The sequence below is a fragment of the Tateyamaria omphalii genome, from assembly GCF_001969365.1.
GTDB lineage: Bacteria > Pseudomonadota > Alphaproteobacteria > Rhodobacterales > Rhodobacteraceae > Tateyamaria > Tateyamaria omphalii_A.
On the sequence record NZ_CP019312.1, the window covers coordinates 86,664 to 109,949 of the forward strand.

The following is a 23,286-nucleotide window of genomic DNA, read 5'->3' on the forward strand; positions in this document are numbered from 1 at the left end:
ACCGGGCGCGAAAGGGCATAGGCGCGCAGGCTTGGTGACTGAACCGCCCTTTGCACAGGACACACCCCGTGATCGCTCCCCTTCAAGCTGCGCTGACCGCGCGCGGCTATACCGACCTGACACCCGTCCAAACCGCCGTAACTGATCCCGCGTTGGTGGAGGCCGATCTGTTGGTCTCGGCCCAGACCGGGTCGGGCAAGACGGTCGGTTTCGGGCTTGCCCTGGGGCCGACATTGCTGGGGGACGAGCCGCTCTTTGAACTGGCGTCGGCGCCGCTTGCTCTCGTGATTGCGCCCACACGGGAACTGGCGCTGCAGGTCAAACGCGAACTCGGCTGGCTCTACGGCGAAACGGGTGCCGTCATGGCGTCCTGCGTGGGTGGCATGGACATGCGCGACGAACGGCGCGCGCTGGCCCGTGGGGCGCATTTCGTCGTGGCCACGCCGGGCCGCCTGCGCGACCACATCATGCGCGGGTCCATCGACCTGACGGCGATCCGGGGCGTGGTGCTCGACGAAGCGGACGAGATGCTGGACCTTGGCTTTCGCGAGGATCTGGAGTTCATCCTGGGCGAATGCCCCGACACGCGACGGACGCTTCTGTTTTCGGCCACCGTGCCGGCCCAGATTGCGCGGCTGGCCCAAACCTATCAGAAAGACGCCGTGCGCGTTGCCACCACCACGGGCGAACGCCAGCACGCCGACATCTCCTATCAGGCGATGATGGTCGCCAACCACGACGCCGAAAACGCGATCATCAACATCCTGCGCTATCACGAAGCGCCCAATGCCATCGTGTTCTGCAACACGCGGGCCATGGTCAACCGGGTGACGACGCGCCTGTCGAACCGCGGCTTTCCTGTCGTGGCGCTGTCGGGCGAGTTGACGCAATCGGAACGCACCAACGCGCTGCAATCCATGCGCGACGGGCGGGCGCGGGTCTGCGTGGCCACCGATGTTGCGGCCCGTGGCATTGACCTGCCCAATCTCGACCTGGTGGTCCATGCCGAACTGCCCTCGAATTTCGAAACCTTGCTGCACCGTTCGGGTCGCACCGGGCGGGCGGGACGCAAGGGGACGAGCGCCCTGATCGTCACGCCCAAGGTCCGGTCCAAGGCCCTGCGCGTTCTCAAGGGTGCCAAGCTGGAAGCCGACTGGGTCGACGCCCCCTCTGCCGATGCCGTCCGCGCGCAGGATGAGGTGCGGCTCTTCAGCGATCCCATGTGGAGCGACCCGGTGACAGAGGGCGAGGCGGACATGGTCGCCAAGCTGGCGGCTGGCTTCTCCGCCGAACAACTGGCCGTCGCGCTTCTGCGCATCCAGGGCCAACGCCACTCCGCTCCCGAACATCTGTCTGCCGTCACGGGCGACAAGGCGCCCAAGCAACGCGCGCCGTTTGGACCCAGCGTCTGGTTCTCCGTCACCGGCGGGCAGGATGACGGGGTCGAGGTGCGTCGGCTTCTGCCGATCCTGTGCAACGCGGGCGACATCACCAAGGACGACATCGGCGCCATCCGCATCACCGCCGACACCTCTTATGTCGAGTTGAAAGCCGACAGCGCGGATGGCTTCATCCAAGCGCTCGGCCCGTCCATGCAGGTCGAAGGCGGCGCAACCGTTACCCGGCTGAACGGTGTGCCGGACGCAGCCAGCCAACCCAAGCCGCGCTTTGCGCCCAAGCCGAAACCGGCGGGCAAGCGCGTGTGGGACGACACCCGCCCCACGACACCCAAACGCAAGCCCAGGGCCGATGCGGCCCCCACCGAGTGGAACGACGATCCGGCCCCGCGCCCGCGTAAACCCAAGCCGGGCGCCAAACCCACCGGCACACCGCGCGCACCCAAAGCGGCCACACAGCTTGAAAAGGCGATCAAGGACGGCAGCGTCACGACCCCGAAAAAGCCGCGCCACAAGGCAACCGGCAAGGGCAAGCCGACGGGCGGCAGCCCCAAGGTCGGCAAGTTCAACAGCAAAAAGAACAAGGCGCGCCGCGCAGCCACCCAAGGTGGCACGCAACCGCCCCGGCGCAAATCGTAAGGCGGATCCCGATCCGCCCAAGCCACTAATCGCTGTACGGATCCAGACTGTCGCGCAGCCCGTCGCCCAGGAAGTTGAACGCCAGCACCACGATGATGATCGGCAGCATGGGGATCGCCGTCCACGGATAGATCTCGATGCTGGCCAGGTTCTGCGCATCATTCAGCATCACGCCCCAGGACACCGCAGGCGCGCGCAGGCCAAGGCCCAGGAAAGAAAGTGCCGTCTCGCCCAGGATCATCGCCGGGATCGACAGGGTGGCCGACGCGATCAGGTGCGACATGAAATTCGGCAGCAGGTGACGCCGGATCACGCGGCTGGGCTTGGCCCCCATCATCTCTGCCGCGCGCACATATTCCTCCTCTCTCAGCGAGAGGAATTTACTTCGGACTGCCCGTGCCAGCCCCGGCCAATCCAGCAGGCCGAGGATGATGGATATGATGAAAAAGACGGATACCGGCCCCCAATTCGACGGCACCGCCGCCGACAGCGCCAGCCACAACGGCAGTTCGGGCAAGGACCGCAAAATCTCGATGGCCCGGTTCACAACCCAGTCGATCCAGCCACCGAAATAGCCCGCAATCGCCCCGAACCCGATGCCAAGGATGAAGGACACCGTGATCCCGATCAGCCCCACGGTCAGAGACAATTGCGCGCCGTAGGAGATGCGCGAAAACACGTCCCGCCCCAACCGGTCCGAGCCGAAGATGAACACCGTCGCCCCCTCGGGCGCGCAGAACAGGTGGCGGTCAGCCGGGATCAGGAAGAACAGCTTGTATTCCGTCCGCTCGCAAAAGAACTGCAACGGCATCGGACGGGACGTATCGGTTTCATACACCCACTGGAAATTCTCCAGATCCGCACGCCCGGTCGTTGGATAGACGAAGGGGCCTATGAAATCGCCCTCATGCCAGAAGTTGATCGCCTGCGGGGGATGATAGAGGTGATCGGCGCTGCGCTCGTTGGGCGTGTAGGGCGAGATGAAACCGGCAAAGGGGATCGCCATATATGCCAGAAACAAAAAGATGCCCGAGATCAGGCCCAGCTTGTGCTTGCGAAACTTGCGCCAGACCAGCACCCAGTTGGGGGCGTCCATGTCGGACCGCTCGGGCGCCGACAGGTCCACGTTGGGATCATAAGGCGCGTCGTCGATATAGCGGCCGTCGGGCAGGGTGCTCATCTCTTTATCCTTCCCGTGCGCCGTAGCGGATGCGCGGATCCAACAAAACCAGCAGCAGATCCGATACCATCGTCCCGATCAGCGTCAGCAGCGCCACGAACATCAGGACAAAGGCGGCCAAAAACTGGTCCTGCGACTTCAGCGCCGTCAGCAGCGCAGGTCCGATAGTCTGCAGGCCCAGCACCACCGACACCAACACCGACCCCGACACCATGGCGGGCAGCAGGTTGCCGATATCGGCGACAAACGGGTTGAACGCCATGCGCAGCGGATACTTGGTCAGCAGCTTCGACGGCGCCAGCCCCTTGGCCATGCCCGTCTCGACATAGGGTTTCGACAGCTCATCCAGCATGTTCGCGCGCAAACGTTGCATCATGGCGGCCGCTCCGGATGTGCCGATGACAAAGGTGGGCACGATCAGGTGGACCAGCACGCTCTGCACCTTGGCCAGGCTCATCGGCTCGCCCTCAAACTCGGGGGCCATCAGGCCACCGATGGGCAGGCCAAGATATTTGTTGCCGTAATAGAACAGCATCAGCGCCAGCAGAAAGTTTGGCGTGGCTAGGCCCAGATACCCGATAAAGGCGGTCGTGTAGTCAACCCAAGTGGCCGACCGGGCGGCGGCCAGCACGCCAAGGGGCAGGGCGACCATGTAGACAAACAGAACGGCGGCGAGGTTCACCAGAACCGTCAGCCACAGCGCATCGCCCACGATATCGGCCACCGGCGCATCAAATTCAAAGGACCAGCCGAAATCCCCCTGCAACAGCCCCGAAAACCCCTGCGGGCCGGGGGCCACGCCCACCCAGATCAGGTATTGCTCCCACAAGGGACGGTCGAGCGCGTATTCTGTGCGCAGAAATTCGGCCTTGGCCACGCCCTCGGCCTGACCGGTGGCGCGCAATTCGGCGATCTGGTTCGACAGGTAATCTCCCGGAGGCAGGTTGATGATGATGAAGATCAGAATCGACACCACGATCAACGTCAGGATCATCGTCAGCAGCCGGTAGGCTGCATAGCGGATGAACATCATTCGCGCACCTGTGCGATCCGTTCGTCATCCGAGAAAAAGAACTCGTCGATCCGGTGGACCCCGAAATGCGCACCGGGGTCCCAGGCCCACTTGCCCTGCTCCGGCACATTGCGCAGGCGGTCCGACACGATGACGGGCTGTGGCGCCTCGCTCAGGATGCCGATGCCGAACTGATTGTCGGCATGGATCTTGAGCATTTCCTTCCAGATATTGGTGCGCGCCTGCGGGTCGTCGGTTTGCTGCCAGGCTTCGCTCAATTCCATCAGGCGCTTCGCCGGTGCGAGGTCCACAGGCTCGCCCGCGGCACCGTGCGTCTGGTAGAATTGCCCCCATTTCGGCCAGGCAAAGAACACCTGATCCGTCGGCGCCAGATAGCTGGGCGGCGTATCGGGCTGCGGCAGGCCATTGTCCCAGCCGAACCAGACCGATGCCATGGTCACGCCGGAAAAGACCCGGTTGCGCAGGATGTCGCGGTCCAGCGGGCGCATGATCAGCTGGATACCGATGTCGCGCCATGTGTCGGTGATGATCGCCAGCGCGTTTTCGACCTCCTGCCGCTCGCCTGCGGTTTCGATCACGAACTCCATGGGCCGACCGTCGGGCAGCAGGCGAATGCCAGCGGGCGTGCGCTGGTTCAGGCCCATCTGGTCCAGCAGCAGGTTGGCGGTGTCGGGGTCGTAGATCGCCCATTGCGTCAGGTTCGCCGGATCGAACAGCGGGCTTTTGGCCAGCGCCGTCATACCCCCCTCCTTGCCAAGGCCAAAGTACAGCGCGCGGTTGATCATACGCCGGTCTATGCCCAGCGACAGAGCGCGCCGGAACCGGGCATCCCGCATCACCTCGCGCCAGACAGGGTCGGCGAAGTTCAGATTGGGATAGATCGCGATCTGGCTCGCGGCCCCGTTCGACCACAGGAAGGTGCGATAGGGCGCGCCGTCCGCCTCACCCTTCTTCAGGATGGAGGTATCGCGGAAATCCAGCCCACGAGCCTGCAGATCGCTTTCGCCCGCATTGGACTTGGCCGCTACAAGGCCGGAGCCGACGATATCCATCTCGACCACGTCGATATACGGCAACTGCGTGCCGCGCGCGTCCACGCGGTGGAAATAGGGATTGCGCACAAACAGATGCCGCATCGCCGCCCCGGTCGAGGCCGGCTTCCATGGCTGCAACGTGGGCAGTTCGTGGTTGTCGAACTTGTACATATTGTCGAGCTTGTTGTGCAGCGGCGCCCAACCGCGCACCCGCTTTTTGTCGATCATCTCCTCCATCGCTTCCTTGGTGTTGAAGGCAACGTGGAACTGTTTCAGGTAGTGTGACGGGCGGTAAATGAAGGGCGGGCTGGCCTGCGCGAGCGACTGCAAAAAGTTCGGATTGGGGCGCGGAAATTCCACAACAACCGTCACATCATCGGGAAAACTCATCGTGGCGACATCATCACCCATGCGCATGACCTCGGGCGGGCCGTTGGGGCTCAGCTCCGCATTGTTGGCCACATGATCCCACCAGTATTGAAAATCGGCGGATGTGAACGGCGCACCATCTGACCAGCGATGGCCCGGACGCAGATGCAGGGTAAAGATGCGGCCCTCATCCACCTCGACATCGCGCAGAATGTCGGGCTTCAGCTCGTACTCGTGGGTGTAGCCCACTAGGCGCGCATAGCCGTAGACCACCATCTGGCGCACATCCTTGGTGCGGGTGACCATGGTGCGCAGCGTACCGCCCTGGGTGCCGTACTGGCGCCCCTTCGCCTCCAGATCGACGATCAGCGGCACATCGGGAATACGGTCAACCGCCGCGTCCATCAGCCCCTTCTTCACCTCCGGGGCCCAGAACTTACTTTCCTGCACGACGGGCTTGGCAAAGGAAGGCAGGGCGATGACCCCCGCGATCAGAATGGCAGTCAAACGGTCAAACATGGCAACGCACCTTGTGTCCGGGGTCAATCTGGATCAGGTCGGGGGCATCCACGCCCTCGAACCGGTACATGTCCGGCCAAGAACCGGGCGAACCCGCGCCGAGGGCGACCTCTGCCAGATCAATGGGGCGGCGCACATCCGGTTCCGGCTGGGCCGCGATCAGGGCTTTGGTATATGGGTGGCGCGGGTTGTAGAACAAGGTCTCTGGCGGGGCCTGCTCGACCACAACACCCTGACGCATGACCGCAACTTCGTCGGCAATGCGGGCCACCACGGCCAGGTCATGGCTTATGAAAAGATAGCTCAGCCCCATACCGTCGCGTATGCGCTCCAAAAGGCTCAGGATCTGCTCCTGCACGGACACATCCAGGGCGGACGTGGGTTCATCACAGACCAGCAACACAGGGTCCAACGTCAGCGCACGCGCGATGGACAGCCGCTGCCGCTGCCCGCCGGAGAAGGCATGGGGATAACGGGCCAGCATGTCCGGATCCAGCCCCACCCAGCGCAGCATCTCCGCCGCCTTGTCGCGGCGGGCCACCTTGGTGCCGATGCGGTGGATTTCCATCGGCTCGGTCAGCGCCTCCTGCACGCGCATCCGGGGGGAGAGTGATGAATAAGGGTCCTGAAACACCATCTGCGCCTGACGCTGAAAGGCGACCTTGTCGGCGCGGCTAAGCTGGTTGATGCAAACGGGTGCGCCGCCCGTCTCGGCCCGAAACAGCACTTCCGCACCCTCGTCCGGCACCTCGGCGCCCAGAGCAATGCGGGCGCATGTAGTCTTGCCCGACCCGCTTTCGCCCACCACGGCCAGCGTCTTGCCACGGGGCAGCTTCAGGTTCACATCGACACACGCATGCACCTTCTTCTTTTCACGCCAGCCGCCCGCGCGCACGGTGTATGTCTTGGACACGTTGTTCAGCTCAAGGATCAGATCATTCTGGGGCAACGGGTCGGCAGGTGTCGGATCCTTGGGGATCATCGGGGCGGCGGCAAACAGCTTTTGGGTATAGCCATGGCCGGGCGCGCTCAGCACGGCAGGGGCGGGGCCGCTTTCCATGACGTGGCCCTTGTTCATCACGACAACGCTGTCTGCCATGTTGGCGACGACCCCCAGATCGTGGGTGACCAGGATCATCGCCATCCCGGTGTCGCGCTGCAGATCCTTCATCAGGCCCAGCACCTGCGCCTGCGTGGTCACGTCCAGCGCCGTGGTCGGCTCGTCCGCGATCAGCAGATCGGGCTTGGCGACGATGGCCATGGCGATCATGGCGCGCTGACGCATCCCGCCCGACATCTCGAACGGATAGGCGCGAAACGCGCGTTCAGGGTCAGCAAAACCCACCCGTTCAAAGGTGGCAATCACGTCGCGCTTGGCCTCTTCGGCGGTCATGTCGCGGTGCAGGGTCAGCACCTCGGTCACCTGGTTGCCGATGCGGTGCAGGGGCGACAGCGACCGCATGGGCTCCTGAAAGATCATCGAGATGCGATTGCCGCGAATGGCGCGGATGTCGCGCTGGGACAGTTTGAGCAGGTTGGAACGGGACGCGCCGCTGCCGAACGTCACCTCGCCCTGCCGCAATTGCGCGGACTTTGGCAGGATGCGCAGCACGGACCGACAGGTCAGCGTCTTGCCCGACCCGCTTTCACCGACCAGCGCCAGCGTCTCGCCAGCAGAGACGGAAAAATTCACCCCGGCGACGACCGGTGGCGCCGCGCCGAATCCGATCGACAGGTTTTTCACGTCCAGTAGCGGGGCCATTCAAGGTCCTTCGTTAGCGCACACAGGGCCTGAACCAGTGAAACTGATTCCATCGTTTACGTCCATACACGGGTAAGTCGCGGAAATGTGCTGTCGTTCCATCACTTTTTGCCCCATCTAGGGTAAAAGCAAAGGAAATGATCATGCCGCAAAGCCGCCTTGACCTGTTTGTTGACCGCATGGTGTCCCAACGGGCCTGTCTGGACCACGCGGCATCGGTCATTGCGGATATGGACGGGCCCGTCTTTGAACTTGGCCTGGGCAACGGGCGGACCTATCACCACATGCGCCACATCATGCCCGCGCGTGACATCTATGTGTTCGAACGGGCCATCGCATCGCATCCCGACAGCACACCGCCCGACGACATGGTCCTTCTGGGCGACGTCTTTGACACGCTGCCGGACGCGCTGGCCCGATTTGGGCCGACGGCGGCGCTGATCCACGCCGATCTGGGCGGGCACAACCGGAAAAAGAACGATCTTTTTGCACAAAAGGTGTCGCCTGTGATCGAGCCGCTGCTCGCTGTTGGCGGGTTGATGGTGTCCTCCGACAGGATGTATTTTGATACTCTGGTCGAACAGCCTTTGCCCGACGGTGCGGTGCAAGGCCGCTGTTTCATTTACCGACGCAACAGCTAGGCAAACCATCTGCCCGGCAGAAACCGGCCCGTCGGGGAGAGTTTTTCTGGCAAGATGAAGGAGCAAAGGCACGCCGAAGTGACGTTGCGGCGTTTTGCGAAACGCTTGCCCTTTTTCTGTGCACGCCTAGGCTGAACCATGCACCGGGTGGAGGACCCGCGCGCATTCACTGTCAGCGGAGGGACCATGAGCGACAAGATTGCCTATTCAAGACAGGGCGACATCGCCATCCTGACGGTCCGGAACCCGCCGGTGAACGCATTGTCCCAAGCCGTGCGGCAGGGCCTGTCCGATGGCATGGACCGGGCCGAGGCGGACGCGGGCGTGCGCGCCGTTCTGATCGTCGGCGAGGGGCGCGCGTTTTTTGCCGGTGCCGACATCACTGAATTCGGCAAGCCCCCGCTCGCGCCTCACCTGCCCGATCTGGTCAACCGTATCGAAGCCTCGCCGCTGCTGGTCGTGGCGTCGATGCACGGCGTGTCGCTCGGGGGCGGGCTCGAGGTCGCGCTGGGCTGTCACTACCGCATCGCCGTGCCCTCGGCCAAGGTCGGCCTGCCGGAGGTGCATCTGGGGCTGCTCCCCGGTGCCGGTGGCACCCAACGCCTGCCGCGCCTGACGGGGGTCGAGGCGGGGCTGGATGTGATGACAACCGGTCGCCATATCGGCGCGGACAAGGCCCATGCGCTGGGCATTATCGACGTGGTCCAAGACGGCGACCCCAAGGACAACGGCATCGCCTATGCGCAAAGGCTGCTGGATGAGGGCGCAGGCCCGCGCCCGGTTTCTGCCATGCCGCCACCGGATCCCATCGACTGGGACGCCGCCTTTGACGCGATCCTCGCCAAGGGCCGCGGCCAGATTTCCCCCGCCTGGTGTGTGCGCGCCGTGCAGGCGTCGGTCGAGAAACCCTTTGCCGAAGGGCTGAAGGCCGAGCGCCAGATCTTCTACGATCTCATGCAGACCGACCAGCGGCAGGGCATGATCCACGCCTTTTTCTCCGAACGCGCGGTCAGCAACCTGCCCGAGTTGAAAGGGGTCGAGCCCCGGGCCGTGCACCACATCGCCGTGATCGGTGGCGGTACGATGGGCGCTGGCATCGCCACGGCGGCCCTGCTCTCTGGCCTCCGGGTGCATCTGCTGGAAATGTCGCCCGAGGCAGGCGAAGCCGCCCGTGGCCGGATCGAAGGCAACCTCGCGGGCGCGCTAAAACGCGGCAAGATCACCGCCGACCAGCACGAGGCCATCCTGACCCAGGCCCTGCAGATCGTCACCAGCTACGACACGCTCGCCGAGGTCGATCTGGTCATCGAAGCGGTGTTCGAGGACATGGACGTCAAGAAACAGGTCTTCGCCGAACTTGACCGCGTCTGCAAACCCGGCGCCATCCTCGCCTCCAACACCTCCTATCTCGACATCAACGAAATCGCTGCCACGACTTCCCGCCCCGCAGACGTCCTTGGCCTCCATTTCTTCTCTCCCGCCCATGTTATGAAACTGCTTGAGGTGGTCGTCGGAGACAAAACCGCACCCGAAGTCACCGCCACCGGCTTCGCGCTGGGCAAGCGGCTGAACAAAATCTCTGTCCGCGCGGGCGTCTGCGACGGCTTTATCGGCAACCGTATCCTCGCCACCTACCGCACCGCCGCCGACCAGATGATCCTCGACGGCGCGTCCCCCTACGACATCGACGCGGCCCTCGAAGAGTTCGGGTTCGCCATGGGCCCCTTCGCCGTCGCCGACCTTGCCGGTCTCGACATCGGCTGGGCCGTGCGCAAACGCAAACGGGCCGAAGGGCACGCGCCCACACGCGATGCCACCTACGCCGATAAACTCTGCGAAGACGGCCATTTTGGCCAGAAAACCGGCAAAGGTTACTATGACTATGCCGCCGGCCCCAAGGCGCGCGTGCCCAACCCTGACGTCCTGCCGATGATCGAAGCCGACCGCGCAAGGCTGGGCATCACCCCTCGCGACTTCAACCACGAAGAGATCACCCGCCGCTACATGGCCGCCATGGTCAACGAGGCCGCCAAGGTCGTCGGCGAAGGCATCGCCCGCCGCCCGCTCGACGTCGATATGACACTGCTCTTCGGCTATGGCTTCCCGCGCTATCGGGGCGGCCCGCTCAAATGGGCCGACATCGTTGGCCTCGAACCGCTCCTGAACGACATCAAATCCTACGCCGCCGCCGACCCCGACTTCTGGGCGCCTGCGCCCCTTTTGGAACAATTGGTGGCAGAAAACAAAACCTTCGATGACCTGAACAAAAAGGGCTGAGATATGGACCTGAGCTACTCCCCCGACGAACAAGCCTTCCAGACGCAAGTGCGTCAATTCCTGGCCGACGACCTGCCGCAAGACATTGCCGAAAAGGTCCGGCTCGACACCGACCTGACCAAGGATGATATGGAACGCTGGCACGCGATCCTGAACAATCGCGGCTGGCTGGCGCAGAACTGGCCCCAGGAATACGGCGGCGCTGAATGGTCCGCCGTCCAGCGCCACATCTACGACACGGAAGCCGCCGACGCCAACGCCCCCCGCATTGTCCCCTTTGGCCTCTCGATGCTTGGCCCCGTCCTGCAAAAATTCGGCTCCAAGGACCAACAGGACCACTGGCTGCCCCGCATCCTCGACGGCACCGACTGGTGGTGTCAGGGCTATTCAGAACCGGGCGCAGGCTCCGACCTTGCCTCGCTCAAAACCAAAGCGGTGCGGGACGGCGACCACTATATCGTCAACGGCCAGAAGACATGGACGACACTGGGCCAATTCGCCAACATGATCTTTTGCCTCGTCCGTACGGATCCGGATGCAAAGCAGCAGGAGGGGATCAGCTTCCTGCTCATCGACATGGAAACCCCCGGCGTTGAAGTGCGTCCCATCATCCTGCTCGACGGTACGCATGAGGTGAATGAGGTCTGGTTCACCGATGTCAAAGTGCCCGTGGAAAACCTCGTCGGCGAGGAAAACAAGGGCTGGACCTACGCTAAGTACCTGCTCACCCACGAACGCACGGGGCTTGGCGGCGTCGGCTTCTCCCAAGCGGGGCTCAAGGCTGTCAAACGCATCGCCAAGGCGGCCAATCACAACGGCAAACCGCTGATCCAAAACCCCCACTTCGCCGCGCGCGTGGCGCAGGTGGAAATTGACCTGCACGCCATGGCCACCACCAACTTGCGCATCATCTCGCAGGCTGCGGCGGGCGAGGCACCGGGGCTGGAAGCGTCCATGCTCAAGGTCAAAGGGTCGATTATCCGGCAGGAAATCAACGACTTGGCGCGCCGCGCCGTTGGCCCCTACGCGATGCCCTTCGCCTCCGAAGCGGTCGAAGGCGCCAATGACCGCATCCCCGACCCGCTCGATGCGGGGCCTGTCGCAGGGCAATATTTCAACAACCGTAAACTGTCGATCTTCGGCGGCTCCAACGAAATCCAACGCGGCATCATCGCCAAGGTGACTATGAGCGGAGGCGCCTGATGGACTTCAACCTCACCGAAGAACGGCAGATGCTGCAGGACACGCTGCGGCGCTACCTTCGTGAACAATACGGAACCGCACGGCGCAATGATATCCTCGCGTCCGACACTGGCTTCTCTGCAGACATCTGGGCGGAACTGGCGGACCTCGGCGTGCTCGGCGCGCTCTTTACCGAAGACATGGGCGGCTTCGGCGGCGCTGGCTTCGATATCGCCGTAGTGTTCGAGGAACTGGGCCGCGCAGGCGTCGTCGAACCCATCCTCGACAGTGCCCTCCTCGGCGGTCGCCTCCTCGCGGCGGCGGGCAAGACGGACTTCGTGGAACAGGTGATTGGCGGCGCGCTGCACCTCGCCGTCGCCCACGGCGAACCCGACGGTCGCTATGACCTCGACCACGTGAACACCACGGCCACCGATGGCAAACTCACAGGCCGCAAGGCCGTCGTCATGAACGCCGAAGCCGCCGACCACATGATCGTCTCGGCCAAGGACGGCGACACCATCGCGCTCTACCTCGTGGACAAAGGCGCGCAGGGGCTGGACATCCAGGGCTACCCGCTCCTCGCCGGAGGCCGCGCCGCCGAAGTCACGCTCGACAACACGCCCGGCGATCCGCTCGGCCTGACGCTCGAAGACTATGAAGCCGCCAACCGCCTCGCCCTTATCGCCCAATGCGCCGAAGCGTTGGGGGCCATGGAAACCGCCACGGCACTGACCAAGGACTACCTGATGACGCGCAAGCAATTCGGGCGGCCCATCGGCACGTTCCAGGCGCTCGCGCACCGCATGTCCGACCTGCTGATCGAGCTGGAACAGGCCCGCTCCGCCGTCATCAACGCCGCCGGTTACATCGAAGACAAACACGCCGACATGCACCTCTCCGCCTCCAAAAACCTGATCGGCCGCATCGGCCGTCTCGTGGCTGAAGAAGCGATCCAGATGCACGGCGGCATTGCCATGACGCAGGAATACGAACTGGCCCATATCGCCAAACGCATCGTCATGGCCGACCACCGGTTCGGCGACACGGACTATCATCTGGAGCGGTTCATTGCCCTCTCTGCCGCCTGACGGGCCGGGGATCATCCGCGACGAAACGGGTGCGCAAACGCTGCTCGGTTACGTCGTGGACATCCGGGAATCAGACGGCATCTCTCGCTGCTGGCTCGACATCGGCGCGCAGCACGGCAACCGCCACGGTGGTCTGCACGGCGGCATCATGTCGGCCATGCTCGACAACGCCATGGGCTTTGCCGCGGCACGGACCGGCAACAACGACGGCAGCACCAAGGTGGCGACCCTGACCATGACCACCAACTACCTCGCCCCCGCCAGCACCGGCGTTGTGGTCGCAACCGGCGAAGTCGCGGGCGGCGGACGCAGCACCATCTTCACCGAAGGGCGTCTGGAAGACGAAAACGGCACCGTCCTCGCCACCTCCACAGGCGTCTACAAGCGGGTCAAGGGTGCCTAGCGTCCACGACCTACTCGCCCATCAGGTGGCGACACGGCCCGATGCTCTGGCCTTGGAAGATGTCACCGGCGCGCGCCTGACCTATGCACAACTCAGCGCAGCCGCAGACGAGATTGCGGAGGTGCTGAACGGCAAAGGCATCGGCCCGGGCGACCGCGTGATGATCGTCTCGGAAAACTGCGCCGCCAAGGTCGCCGCCCTCTTCGCCATATGGCGGCTCGGGGCCATCGCCGTCCCAATCAACGCACGCCAAACCGCCGCAGAAATCGCCCGCGTCGACGCCCATGCGGAGCCCAAAGCGGTGTTCTTCACCACACAGATCTCGCCAGATGCGGAAAAGCACAGCGCCACCGCACAGAAAAAAGTCGCAGATATAGATACCGGCACCATATCCGGCGCATACGGAACCCTATCCCTACACTGTCCCCGCGGGGACAGTTTCCCCGGCGACCGCGACGTCGCCGTCCTCCTCTACACGACCGGCACGACAGGCGAGCCCAAGGGCGTCATGCTCACCCACGCCAACGTCCGCTTCGGCGGCAAAACCAGCGCCGAACTGCGCGGGATGCACCACAACGACCTGATCTACGGCGTCCTGCCGACAACCCACGTCTTCGGCCTCTGCTCCGTCGTCGTCGCGGCCATCCACGCAGGCGCCCCCGTCCGCCTCGTCCCCCGCTTCGTCGTCGCGGACGTCTTCGACGCCCTGCGCGACGGCATCACGCTCTTCTCCGCCGTGCCCCAAATGCACGCGCTCCTGATGGCGCATGCCAAGGCATTGGGCGACACCGCACTGGGGTCCAAGACGCTCCGCTACGTCTCGTCCGGCGCGGCGCCTCTCGATCCAACATGGAAACGCGAGGCCGAGGCGTTTTACGGCGTCGCGATCCAGAATGGCTACGGCATGACCGAAAGCACGGCGGGAACGGCGGCGACGCGCAATCAGATCGGCGATCCCGATACGTCGGTCGGCCCCGCGCTGCCGGGGATCGAGATCGCCATTGATGAGGCGGTGCCCGGAGGCGAGGTGCTGACCCGCGGGCCGCATGTGATGAAAGGGTATTTCCGCAATCCCGGCGAGACGGCCAAGGTGCTGGACGATCACGGGTGGTTGCGCACGGGCGACCTCGGACAGATTGATGCGGAGGGCAAGCTGCATATCCTGGGGCGGGCCAAGGAGTTGATCATCCACGGCGGCTTCAACGTGTTCCCGCCCGAGGTCGAGGCCGCGCTGAACGACCATCCTGGCGTTGTGCAGGCGGCGGTTGTTGGACGTTCCAAGGACGGCGATGAAGAGGTGCTGGCCTTTGTTCAGGTTCCAGACGGAAGCGTACTGACTGAGCGGGAGTTGCGGGATTTTGTCCGGGATAGGTTGGCGGGGTACAAACGGCCCGCGCGGTATGTGTTGGCGTCACACTTGCCCGCCGCGCCGACAGGCAAGGTTCTCAAGCATCGTCTGATCGAGACTTTCGCGGATCAGTTAACCTGAGCGCCGCCGGAAAACGACACGGTGTCCGCACCGCTTTCTTGCAAAGAAAGCGGTTACGTCCAGACCCCTTCCGCCGCAGCGCGGATGTTGCGGATGTTCTCTCCATACGGGTCCGGATTTTGAACGGAGCCACCTCGAAAGACGGCTGACCCCGCAACCAGCACATCCGCCCCGGCCTTGGCGACAAGCGGGGCCGTGGTCGGGTCCACACCGCCGTCGATTTCGATGTGTACGGGCCGGTCGCCGATCATGTCGCGCAAGGCGCTGATCTTTGCCGTCATGTCGATGAATTTCTGACCGCCAAAGCCCGGGTTCACCGTCATCACACAGACAAGATCGACCATGTCCATCAGCTCTGCCACCGCCGAAGCGGGCGTGCCGGGGTTGAGCGCGACACCTGCCTTCATGCCTGCGCCGCGAATGGCTTGGAGGGTGCGGTGGATGTGGGGGCCAGCCTCCACATGGGCCGTCAGCACATCGGCGCCCGCCTGTGCGAAAGCGTCGATATAGGGATCGACCGGCGCGATCATCAGGTGGACGTCCATCACGCCCGTGATATGCGGGCGGATGGCGGCGCAGGTTGCGGGGCCGAAGGTGATGTTGGGCACGAAGTGTCCGTCCATGACGTCCACGTGGATCCAGTCGGCGCCCTGTGCTTCCACGGCGGCGCATTCGGCACCGAAATTCGCGAAATCGGCAGCGAGGATGGAGGGTGCGATCTTGATCGAGCGGTCGAAGGTCATGGGGGCCTCGTGATAGGGTTGGGGGCGATATATCCGCCCGGCGGCCCGGTGGAAAGGGGCCCTTCGGGGAGGATTTTTTGAACCAGAGAAATCGGACCGCTCCGCGCAGCTGCAAACGCCGCGGGGCGGCGTTTGAGGTCCGAATGGGCGGAGCCCCGGAGCGGTTTTTCACGCGCTCTGGTCCATTATGCTGCCGCATGGCGCTAGACAGGCGCGCCGGTTGGGCGTCGAATGTGCCGACGCTTGGCGGGATGCACGCAGCTTTTTTGAAAGTAAATGGCTCCTGAGGGGCGTACATCATATTTAGTTTGACAAGTGAATTAATGATCGGCCATGGTGGCGGCCTAGGGAGGATATCGATGTATCTCGGACTTGATCTGGGCACGTCGGGCGTGAAGGCGTTGCTTGTCGATGACGACGGGTATGCCGTTGGCAGTGCCGACGCCACATATGACGTGTCGCACCCCGCGCCGGGGTGGAGCGAGCAGGACCCGGGCGATTGGGTGCGCGGTGTGGGCGCCGCACTTGCCGCTTTGCGCAACGCGCATCCTCAGGCGTATGGTGCGATCCGGGCGCTCTCTTTCTCGGGTCACATGCACGGGGCCGTGATGGTGGATGCGGCCGGTTCTGTGCTGCGCCCCTGTATCCTGTGGAACGACACGCGCAGCCATATCGAGGCGGCCGCGATGGATGCCGACCCCGTCGCACGCGTCGTCAGCGGCAATGTCGTGTTTCCCGGCTTTACCGCGCCCAAGCTGGCCTGGGTCGCGCAGAACGAGCCCGACATCTTTGCCCGCGTGGCCCGCGTCATGTTGCCCAAGGATTACCTGCTGTGGTGGCTGACGGGCCGCTATGCAACCGAGATGTCCGATGCGGCAGGCACCGCCTGGCTGGATGTCGGCGCGCGCGCCTGGTCGGACGATTTGCTGGCCCTTGGCGGCATGTCCCGCGACCAGATGCCCGACCTTTTGGAAGGCACCGATGTGGTGGGCGAGGTGCAGACCGCACGCGCCGATCTGGCCCTGCCTCCTACCTGCAAGGTCGTGGCCGGTGGGGCGGACAACGCCGTCGCCGCCTGCGGTGTGGGCGCGCTGGGGGACGGGGACGGGTTTGTTTCTCTCGGCACTTCGGGCGTGGTGCTGGCCGGGCGCGACCGCTATGCGCCTGATGCGGACACCGCCGTGCACACGTTTTGCCACGCGGTGCCCGGGCGCTGGTATCAGATGGGTGTCGTGCTGGCCGCGACCGACAGCCTGAACTGGCTAAGCCGGATCACAGGGCAAAGTGCTGCGGACTTGTCCGCTGCCCTCGGTGACACGCTGACGCCGCCCGGCCCGGTCAGGTTTTACCCGTACCTCTCCGGCGAACGGACACCGCATAACGACGCGCAGGTGCGGGGCGGCTTCACACATCTCGACATCGCCTCGGGCCCGCAGGACCTGACCCGCGCCGTGATGACCGGCGTCAGTTTTGCCCTGCGCGACAGCTTTGAAGCGCTCAAGGCAACGGGTGCAAACCTGCCCTCGGCCCTCGCCATCGGGGGCGGCAGCCGGTCCGACCACTGGACCCGGATGCTGGCCACGACCCTCAACATCCCGCTCGAACGCCCGGACGAAGGCGCGTTCGGCGCAGCCCTGGGCGCCGCGCGGATCGCGATGTGCGGTGACACGGGCGCCGACCCCGCCAGCGTCATGACCAAGCCGCCCATCGCCGACGTGATCCACCCGGATGCCGCCCTCGTGTCCGCCTATGACGACGCCTATTCCGCCTTTGCAGGCGCCTACCCCAAACTGAAAGCCATGCCATGACCACTGGATTTTTTGACGCCGTCCCGCCTGCGACCTTCGAAGGGCCAGACAGCACCAACCCGATGGCCTTCCGCCACTACAACCCGGACGAGGTGGTGATGGGCAAGCGCATGGCGGACCACCTGCGCTTTGCCGTCGCATACTGGCACTCCTTCGCATGGGAGGGGGGCGATCCGTTCGGCGGCCAGACCTTTATCCGCCCCTGGCACCCGCAGGACGACATGGGCCGCGCCAAGATGAAGGCCGATGTCGCGTTCGAGATGTTTGCCCGCCTCGGCGTACCCTATTTCTGCTGGCACGACGCTGATATCCGGCCCGAAGGGGCAACATTCGCCGAAAGCCTCGACCGGCTGAACCAGATCACCGACTATTTCGGCCCCAAGATGGAAGAGACCGGCGTAGGCTGCCTTTGGGGCACGGCCAACATGTTCAGCCACCGCCGCTGGATGTCTGGTGCGTCGACCAACCCGGACCCGGATGTGTTCGCCTATGCGGCGGCGACGGTAAAGGGGTGCATGGACGCGACCCTCAAGCTGGGCGGCCAGAACTACGTCCTCTGGGGCGGGCGCGAGGGGTACGAGACGCTGCTCAACACCGACATGGGCCAGGAATTGGACCATATGGGCCGCTTCCTCAACATGGTGGTCGAATACAAGCACAAGATCGGCTTCAAGGGCCAGATCCTGGTGGAGCCAAAGCCGCAGGAGCCGTCAAAGCACCAGTATGATTTCGACGCCGCCACCTGCATCGGCTTCCTGCGCAAATACGGGCTGGAGGATGAGGTAAAGCTGAACCTCGAACAGGGCCACGCCATCCTCGCCGGGCACTCGTTCGAACATGAGATTGCCGTGGCCGCAACCGACGGCATGTTGGGTTCCATCGACATGAACCGCAACGACTACCAATCCGGTTGGGACACCGACCAGTTCCCGAACAACGTGCCCGAGGTGGCGCTGGTCTACTACCACATCCTCAAGGCTGGCGGGTTGGGGCAGGGCGGCACGAACTTTGACGCCAAGCTGCGGCGTCAGTCCCTGGATGCAGAGGACCTGATCGCCGCCCATGTGGGCGCCATGGACATCTGTGCACGGGGGCTCAAAGCGGCTGCTGCAATGATCGCGGATGGCGGGTTGGACGAGGCATTGAACACCCGCTACGCCGCATGGGACACGCCCGAGGCGCAAGCGATGCTGGGCAGCGATCTGGCCTCCATCTCCGACCGCGTCATCGCCGAAGGCATCGAACCGCAGCCCCATTCCGGACGGCAGGAGATTTTGGAGAACTATGTTTCGCGTTTCGTCTAAGGCGCTTGTGCTTGCGGTGATGGCGGTCCCGCTCTGGGCCGCCGACCTGCCCTATGACGAGCCTGTGTTTCCAGCGGTGGACAGCGCGCAGATCCAATTGGGGCAGCTCCTGTTCTACGATCCCATCCTGTCCGGGTCAAAGACGGTCAGCTGTGCCACCTGCCACCACCCGAAATTCGCCACAGGCGACGGCGTGTCGCTGGGTCTGGGGGACGGGGCGGCGGGCCTTGGCCCCGACCGCATGGCCGACCCAGACAACCTGCCGGAACAGCGCATCCCCCGCAACGCGCCGCCGCTCTTCAACCTGGGCGCCACCGAATTCACCGTGTTCTTCCACGATGGACGACTGGAGGAGGACGCAACCCGCCCCTCCGGCATCCGCACGCCGCTGGGCGCGGAGATGGAGGCGGGCTTCGCCTCTGCCCTGTCCGCGCAGTCCATGTTCCCCGTCCTGTCACCGGATGAAATGGCCGGGCATTACAGCGAAAACGAGATTGCACAGGCGGTGCGCCAGGGCCTGATCACCGGCCCCAGTGGCGCGTGGGATCTCCTGTCGCAAAGGATCGAAAACATCCCGGACTACCGCGCGCGCTTTGACACGGTGATCGGGGATCAACCCATCCACTTCACCGACATCTCCGATGCGCTCGCCGCCTTCCTCGATTTCGAATGGCGTGGCGTGGCCAGCCCCTTCGACCTCTACCTGCGCAACGGAACCAAGATGGACCCGGCGGCCATGCGCGGCATGGACCTGTTCTACAGCAAGGCGCAGTGCGCCGATTGCCACTCGGGCCGCTTCCAGACCGACCACGACTTCCACGCCATCGCCATGCCGCAAATCGGACCGGGCAAGGCCGCGCGGTTTGAACGCCACGCACAGGACACAGGGCGGATGCGCGTGACGGGCGATCCAAAGGACGCCTACGCCTTCCGCACGCCGCCCCTGCGCAACGTGGCGCATACGGCGCCCTATGGTCACAGCGGCGCCTATGCCACGCTCGAAGGGGTGGTGCGCCACCACCTCGATCCGGTAACCAGCCTGCACCACTATGACATAAGCCAGGCCGTCATGCCCGGCTTCGACGCCGACGACATGCGCGTGCTGTCCGACAGCGCCGAGATGGAGCGCATCGCCGCCGCCAACGACCTGACACCGATCCGGCTGACGGATGGCGAAGTGAACGACATCCTCGCCTTCCTCCATGCCCTCACCGACCCGCAAAGCCTGCGCGGCGCTTTGGGCATTCCCGCCACGGTCCCCAGCGGATTGCCCGTAGACCAATAGCGCACTTTGAAAGGCCCCTTCTTCTCTTTGAAAAATACGGCGGGGAGTTTGAGGGGCAGCGCCCCTCATCAGTAAAAATGAATCGCGTCGCGGCACGCGTCCTTCGGATCATCGTACGGTCCGTTAACCTCCGCCGCAGGTCATACGCACGGTGCACGGTCTGTGCACAGGGTGTGTACGCGCTGTGCACCGCGTTTTGAGCGTTAAGACCTATGAAAACAAGGGAAGGCGCCACACGATCGGGCAAAGGTTAACGGCGCAACGCGATGTCCCGGTTCACAGGCGTCTCGACCCACTCAGACCACCCACCATGGGGCCAGCGAATCCGCAAACGCACCGTCTCGACGGCGCCCACCCCGAAATGCTGCGGCCCCGCCACACCTCCTGCGTGTCCGCCGCCGACTGTCACCTCACGGGCCTGAATGGCCGTCCCGTCATCGACCTCGATCCAGGCCCCAACCGCCTGCGTGTTGGTGCCTGCCTGGCTCACAGAAACGCTCAACCAGTTGCCAACATCAGCAGTTACGTTTTGCCATAGTTCCAGCGGCGCCCGCCGGTTGACGACCGCCAGATCAAGACGCCCGTCACCGTCGAAATCCACCAGCGCCGCCCCACGCCCCCGGTGCATGGAGGCAACGCCAGCCACATCTCCGGCCTCAGAGAAGGTGCCATTCTCCAGCGCAATCAACAGGTTATTGGGGTCTTCCATCGCCAGCCCCGGCATCTCCTGCACATTGCCCTTGGCGATGAACGCATCATCGCGCCCGTCATTGTTCACGTCGCCAAAGGCAATGTGCCACCCGGTCGAAGGGCGCCCATCGCCGCCCACATAGGGCCGGTGCGCCGCCGTTCCCGTCTCGAACGGCACGTCCTCGAACCCCGGCCCGTCACCGACCTGCCGCATCAGGCGCTGATCGCCCATCGACGACAAATACACTTCGTCCCGCCCATCGCGGTCGAGGTCACGGGCGGCAATGCCCATCCCCCACAGCTTGTGCCGCGCCCAGCCGTCCGCCTCGGTGTAAAGGCGCGGTGAGGCGTCCATCGCCCACATCTGTTCCTCACCCTCGCGGACATAGTAATGCCGGTCATTCGACACCCGCAGATCGGCCCGGCCCGTGCGGGCCCAATCGGTGAACAACATCGACAGCGCACAATAGCCCGGCGTCAGGTCCGTCACGGCATAAGTGTCCCCATCTGGACGCCATAAGTGATTGATATCACAGGCTTCAAACGGTCCATCGGGATCGCTGCGATCCACGTAATGGCCAAAGGCCAAGGTGGGGGCCGCCTGTCCTGCCTCCCACGTGGCAGAGAACGCCGTGCTCCAGCGATCCTCGAATTGAAAGGCCATCGGCGCGAATGTGCAGTCCCCACGCCCGCGCAGGATCACGTCCGGTCCAACGCGCAACACGACCAGATCAAGCCGCCCGTCATTGTCGATGTCCAAGGGGTAGGCGCCAGTGGTGCCAGTCATGTCCAGGCCGGATCCGATTACCGTCTGAAACGCGACAGCGCCGTCCGAAATATTGCGCAAAACCACTGGCTTGTTGTTGCCACCCGCCGCCACCAGATCAGGCCGCGCGTCGCCATCGCAATCAAAAACCGCCAAACCCCCACCGACGAAATGCTCCCACCCGCCGTCATAGACATGCGCGGGCACATCCACCGGAACAAACGCGGGCTCCCCTGCAAATGCCGGTTGCGTCACCCCGAGGAACACAGCGACGAGGCCACGAGCCACGTCGGATTTTTTCTGAAATCTGAACGGCTTACGCATCTTCCAATGCCTCGACCGCGGTGTCCTGCACAAACTCCAGCGCATAGGCCGCTGCCCCGCGCGCCCACATCAGGTTGTCCCATTTGTGCACGACAACCTCGGGTGCGGGCTTGTCGATCTCCACGATGCTCTTGCGCATCTCCTCGATCACCGTGTCGGCGTAAAGATGGTCGAACTGCATCTGCTCGCCTGCCAGGATCACCAGCTCCGGGTCAAAGATATTTACCAGGTTTGCCAAGCCCATAGCGAACATCTTGCTGGCCCGGTCCACGACGGTCCGGGCCGTCGGGTCGCCATTCTTGGCCGCCCTCAGAACGGTCGCAACGGCCTGGTTGGTCGGCGTCGTCAGGCTCATTCCGCCCACGCTGGACGCTTCCCGGACCAGCGCGTAATCCGCCACATACGCCTCCAGACACCCGCGTTGCCCGCACCGGCACAGCGCGCCGTCCAGATGCACCTTGGTATGGCCAAACTCCGCGCCGCAGCCCCGCGTGCCGCGATAAAGCTGCCCCCCCAGCACCATGCCCATGCCCACGCCGCTTTCGATGGTGATCACGATGAAATCGGAATGCGATTTGCCCAGGCCAAAGGTCAGTTCGGCCATGGCGACAAGGTTCGCGTCGTTGTCCACATAGACCGAAACGCCCAGGGCCTCCCGCAACACGTCGCCGAACGGCACGTTGCGCTGGTTGAGCGAGGGCGACCAATAGACCAACCCGTGCTCCGCATCGACAACACCGGCAAGGCCCACGCCCACTGCGGAGATGTCGGACAGCCTGCGCCCGGCCTTGTCGGCAAGGTCTGCCAGCCCTGACCTGATGTGCCCGGCAAGCGCGTCTGGCGCCAGTCGCCCCATCGGGATCACGCACTCATGGTCCATCACATCCACACCGTCGAAGTCCAGCAATACGAGCGAGATCGACGCGTTCGATACTTTCAGACCGGCGATCAGGTGGGCGCCGCCCGCGATCTTCAGATCGACCCGTGGCCGTCCGCGGGCCGATTCGTCGCTGCGTGATTCGCGGGGCACTTCCTCGATCAATCCGCCGCGCAAAAGGTCTGCCGTGACCGACGTCACGGTCGCCCGGCTGATCCCGGTATGCTCTGCCAGATCAATGCGCGGCACCGGTCCGTGCTGCGAGATCTCGCGCAGCAGGAGCCGTCTGCTTTCGACCTTCTGGTGACCGAATGGCATGATTTTGTTCTCTTTTTTCCTCCCGCCGCGCGCCAAAGCCTGCGACCTCCAGTTAAGATGATGACGGTTTTTTCGGAAGCTGTCCAATTTAATTTGCTTTTCGAATTTAAGTGTCTAACAATGGGACACCCGCTGCAAAAGGTACGATGGCGGGC

The 23,286-nt window shown here is 64.0% G+C and carries 17 protein-coding genes; 10 read left to right on the top strand and 7 right to left on the bottom strand.

All coding sequences use genetic code 11. The annotated features are described in order from the left end of the window. Positions 1 to 68: 68 nt before the first annotated feature. Positions 69 to 2,036, top strand: coding sequence for a DEAD/DEAH box helicase (locus BWR18_RS00440; protein WP_076626153.1), 1,968 nt, complete (start codon positions 69 to 71; stop codon positions 2,034 to 2,036). A gap of 25 nt (positions 2,037 to 2,061) precedes the next feature. Here BWR18_RS00440 and BWR18_RS00445 read toward each other — a convergent pair whose 3' ends face one another. Genes BWR18_RS00445 through BWR18_RS00460 form a run of 4 tightly spaced genes read right to left on the bottom strand, consistent with a single transcriptional unit; the run spans position 2,062 to position 7,933 of the window. Then, on the bottom strand, positions 2,062 to 3,216 hold the full coding sequence (locus tag BWR18_RS00445) for an ABC transporter permease (RefSeq protein WP_076626154.1): 1,155 nt from the start codon (positions 3,214 to 3,216) through the stop codon (positions 2,062 to 2,064). A 4-nt stretch (positions 3,217 to 3,220) separates the two neighbouring features. After that, on the bottom strand, positions 3,221 to 4,249 hold the full coding sequence (locus BWR18_RS00450; RefSeq protein ID WP_076626156.1) for an ABC transporter permease: 1,029 nt from the start codon (positions 4,247 to 4,249) through the stop codon (positions 3,221 to 3,223). Further along, positions 4,246 to 6,171: an ABC transporter substrate-binding protein gene (locus BWR18_RS00455; protein ID WP_076626157.1), complete on the bottom strand. Its 1,926-nt coding sequence runs from the start codon at positions 6,169 to 6,171 to the stop codon at positions 4,246 to 4,248. The genes BWR18_RS00450 and BWR18_RS00455 overlap by 4 nt, the downstream gene beginning before the upstream one ends. Continuing rightward, a complete protein-coding gene (locus BWR18_RS00460; protein WP_076626159.1) occupies positions 6,164 to 7,933 on the bottom strand; it encodes an ABC transporter ATP-binding protein in 1,770 nt (589 codons plus the stop codon). Before BWR18_RS00460 ends, BWR18_RS00455 begins: the two co-directional genes overlap by 8 nt. A 143-nt stretch (positions 7,934 to 8,076) precedes the next feature. Here BWR18_RS00460 and BWR18_RS00465 point away from each other — a divergent pair, with 143 nt between their 5' ends. The 6 genes from BWR18_RS00465 to BWR18_RS00490 all read left to right on the top strand — a co-directional run bounded on the left by BWR18_RS00465 (position 8,077) and on the right by BWR18_RS00490 (position 15,016). Beyond that, positions 8,077 to 8,574: a class I SAM-dependent methyltransferase gene (locus tag BWR18_RS00465; RefSeq protein ID WP_438873639.1), complete on the top strand. Its 498-nt coding sequence runs from the start codon at positions 8,077 to 8,079 to the stop codon at positions 8,572 to 8,574. 186 nt (positions 8,575 to 8,760) lie between these two features. Continuing rightward, entirely contained in the window at positions 8,761 to 10,851 is a 2,091-nt protein-coding gene (locus BWR18_RS00470; protein ID WP_076630029.1) for an FAD-dependent oxidoreductase, read from the top strand. Between the two features lie 3 nt (positions 10,852 to 10,854). Next, positions 10,855 to 12,054, top strand: a complete 1,200-nt coding sequence (locus BWR18_RS00475) for an acyl-CoA dehydrogenase family protein (RefSeq protein ID WP_076626162.1) — start codon at positions 10,855 to 10,857, stop codon at positions 12,052 to 12,054. After that, positions 12,054 to 13,124 (top strand): acyl-CoA dehydrogenase family protein, encoded by a 1,071-nt coding sequence (locus BWR18_RS00480; protein ID WP_076626164.1) that lies wholly within the window; start codon positions 12,054 to 12,056, stop codon positions 13,122 to 13,124. The genes BWR18_RS00475 and BWR18_RS00480 overlap by 1 nt, the downstream gene beginning before the upstream one ends. Next, positions 13,105 to 13,527, top strand: a complete 423-nt coding sequence (locus BWR18_RS00485) for a PaaI family thioesterase (RefSeq protein WP_076626165.1) — start codon at positions 13,105 to 13,107, stop codon at positions 13,525 to 13,527. The genes BWR18_RS00480 and BWR18_RS00485 overlap by 20 nt, the downstream gene beginning before the upstream one ends. Beyond that, complete coding sequence (locus BWR18_RS00490; RefSeq protein ID WP_076626167.1) at positions 13,520 to 15,016, top strand: class I adenylate-forming enzyme family protein; 1,497 nt, start codon at positions 13,520 to 13,522, stop codon at positions 15,014 to 15,016. Before BWR18_RS00485 ends, BWR18_RS00490 begins: the two co-directional genes overlap by 8 nt. A 53-nt stretch (positions 15,017 to 15,069) precedes the next feature. Here the strand turns inward: BWR18_RS00490 and rpe are convergent, their stop codons facing one another. Continuing rightward, positions 15,070 to 15,759 carry a ribulose-phosphate 3-epimerase gene (rpe, locus tag BWR18_RS00495; protein ID WP_076626168.1) on the bottom strand — a complete coding sequence of 230 codons (690 nt, stop codon included), beginning with the start codon at positions 15,757 to 15,759 and terminating at the stop codon, positions 15,070 to 15,072. A 359-nt stretch (positions 15,760 to 16,118) separates the two neighbouring features. On the opposite strand from rpe, the gene xylB reads away from it, so the two are divergent. From xylB to BWR18_RS00510, 3 genes are read left to right on the top strand one after another with little or no spacing between them, the layout of a single operon-like run. After that, positions 16,119 to 17,567 (top strand): xylulokinase, encoded by a 1,449-nt coding sequence (xylB, locus tag BWR18_RS00500; RefSeq protein ID WP_076626170.1) that lies wholly within the window; start codon positions 16,119 to 16,121, stop codon positions 17,565 to 17,567. Beyond that, positions 17,564 to 18,871: a xylose isomerase gene (gene xylA, locus BWR18_RS00505; RefSeq protein ID WP_076626171.1), complete on the top strand. Its 1,308-nt coding sequence runs from the start codon at positions 17,564 to 17,566 to the stop codon at positions 18,869 to 18,871. The genes xylB and xylA overlap by 4 nt, the downstream gene beginning before the upstream one ends. 19 nt (positions 18,872 to 18,890) lie before the next feature. Next, positions 18,891 to 20,156, top strand: coding sequence for a cytochrome-c peroxidase (locus BWR18_RS00510; RefSeq protein ID WP_254684994.1), 1,266 nt, complete (start codon positions 18,891 to 18,893; stop codon positions 20,154 to 20,156). Between the two features lie 250 nt (positions 20,157 to 20,406). Here the strand turns inward: BWR18_RS00510 and BWR18_RS00515 are convergent, their stop codons facing one another. Continuing rightward, a complete protein-coding gene (locus BWR18_RS00515; protein ID WP_083957590.1) occupies positions 20,407 to 21,936 on the bottom strand; it encodes a CRTAC1 family protein in 1,530 nt (509 codons plus the stop codon). Further along, positions 21,929 to 23,131 carry an ROK family transcriptional regulator gene (locus BWR18_RS00520; protein WP_076626174.1) on the bottom strand — a complete coding sequence of 401 codons (1,203 nt, stop codon included), beginning with the start codon at positions 23,129 to 23,131 and terminating at the stop codon, positions 21,929 to 21,931. Before BWR18_RS00520 ends, BWR18_RS00515 begins: the two co-directional genes overlap by 8 nt. Between the last annotated feature and the right edge of the window lie 155 nt (positions 23,132 to 23,286).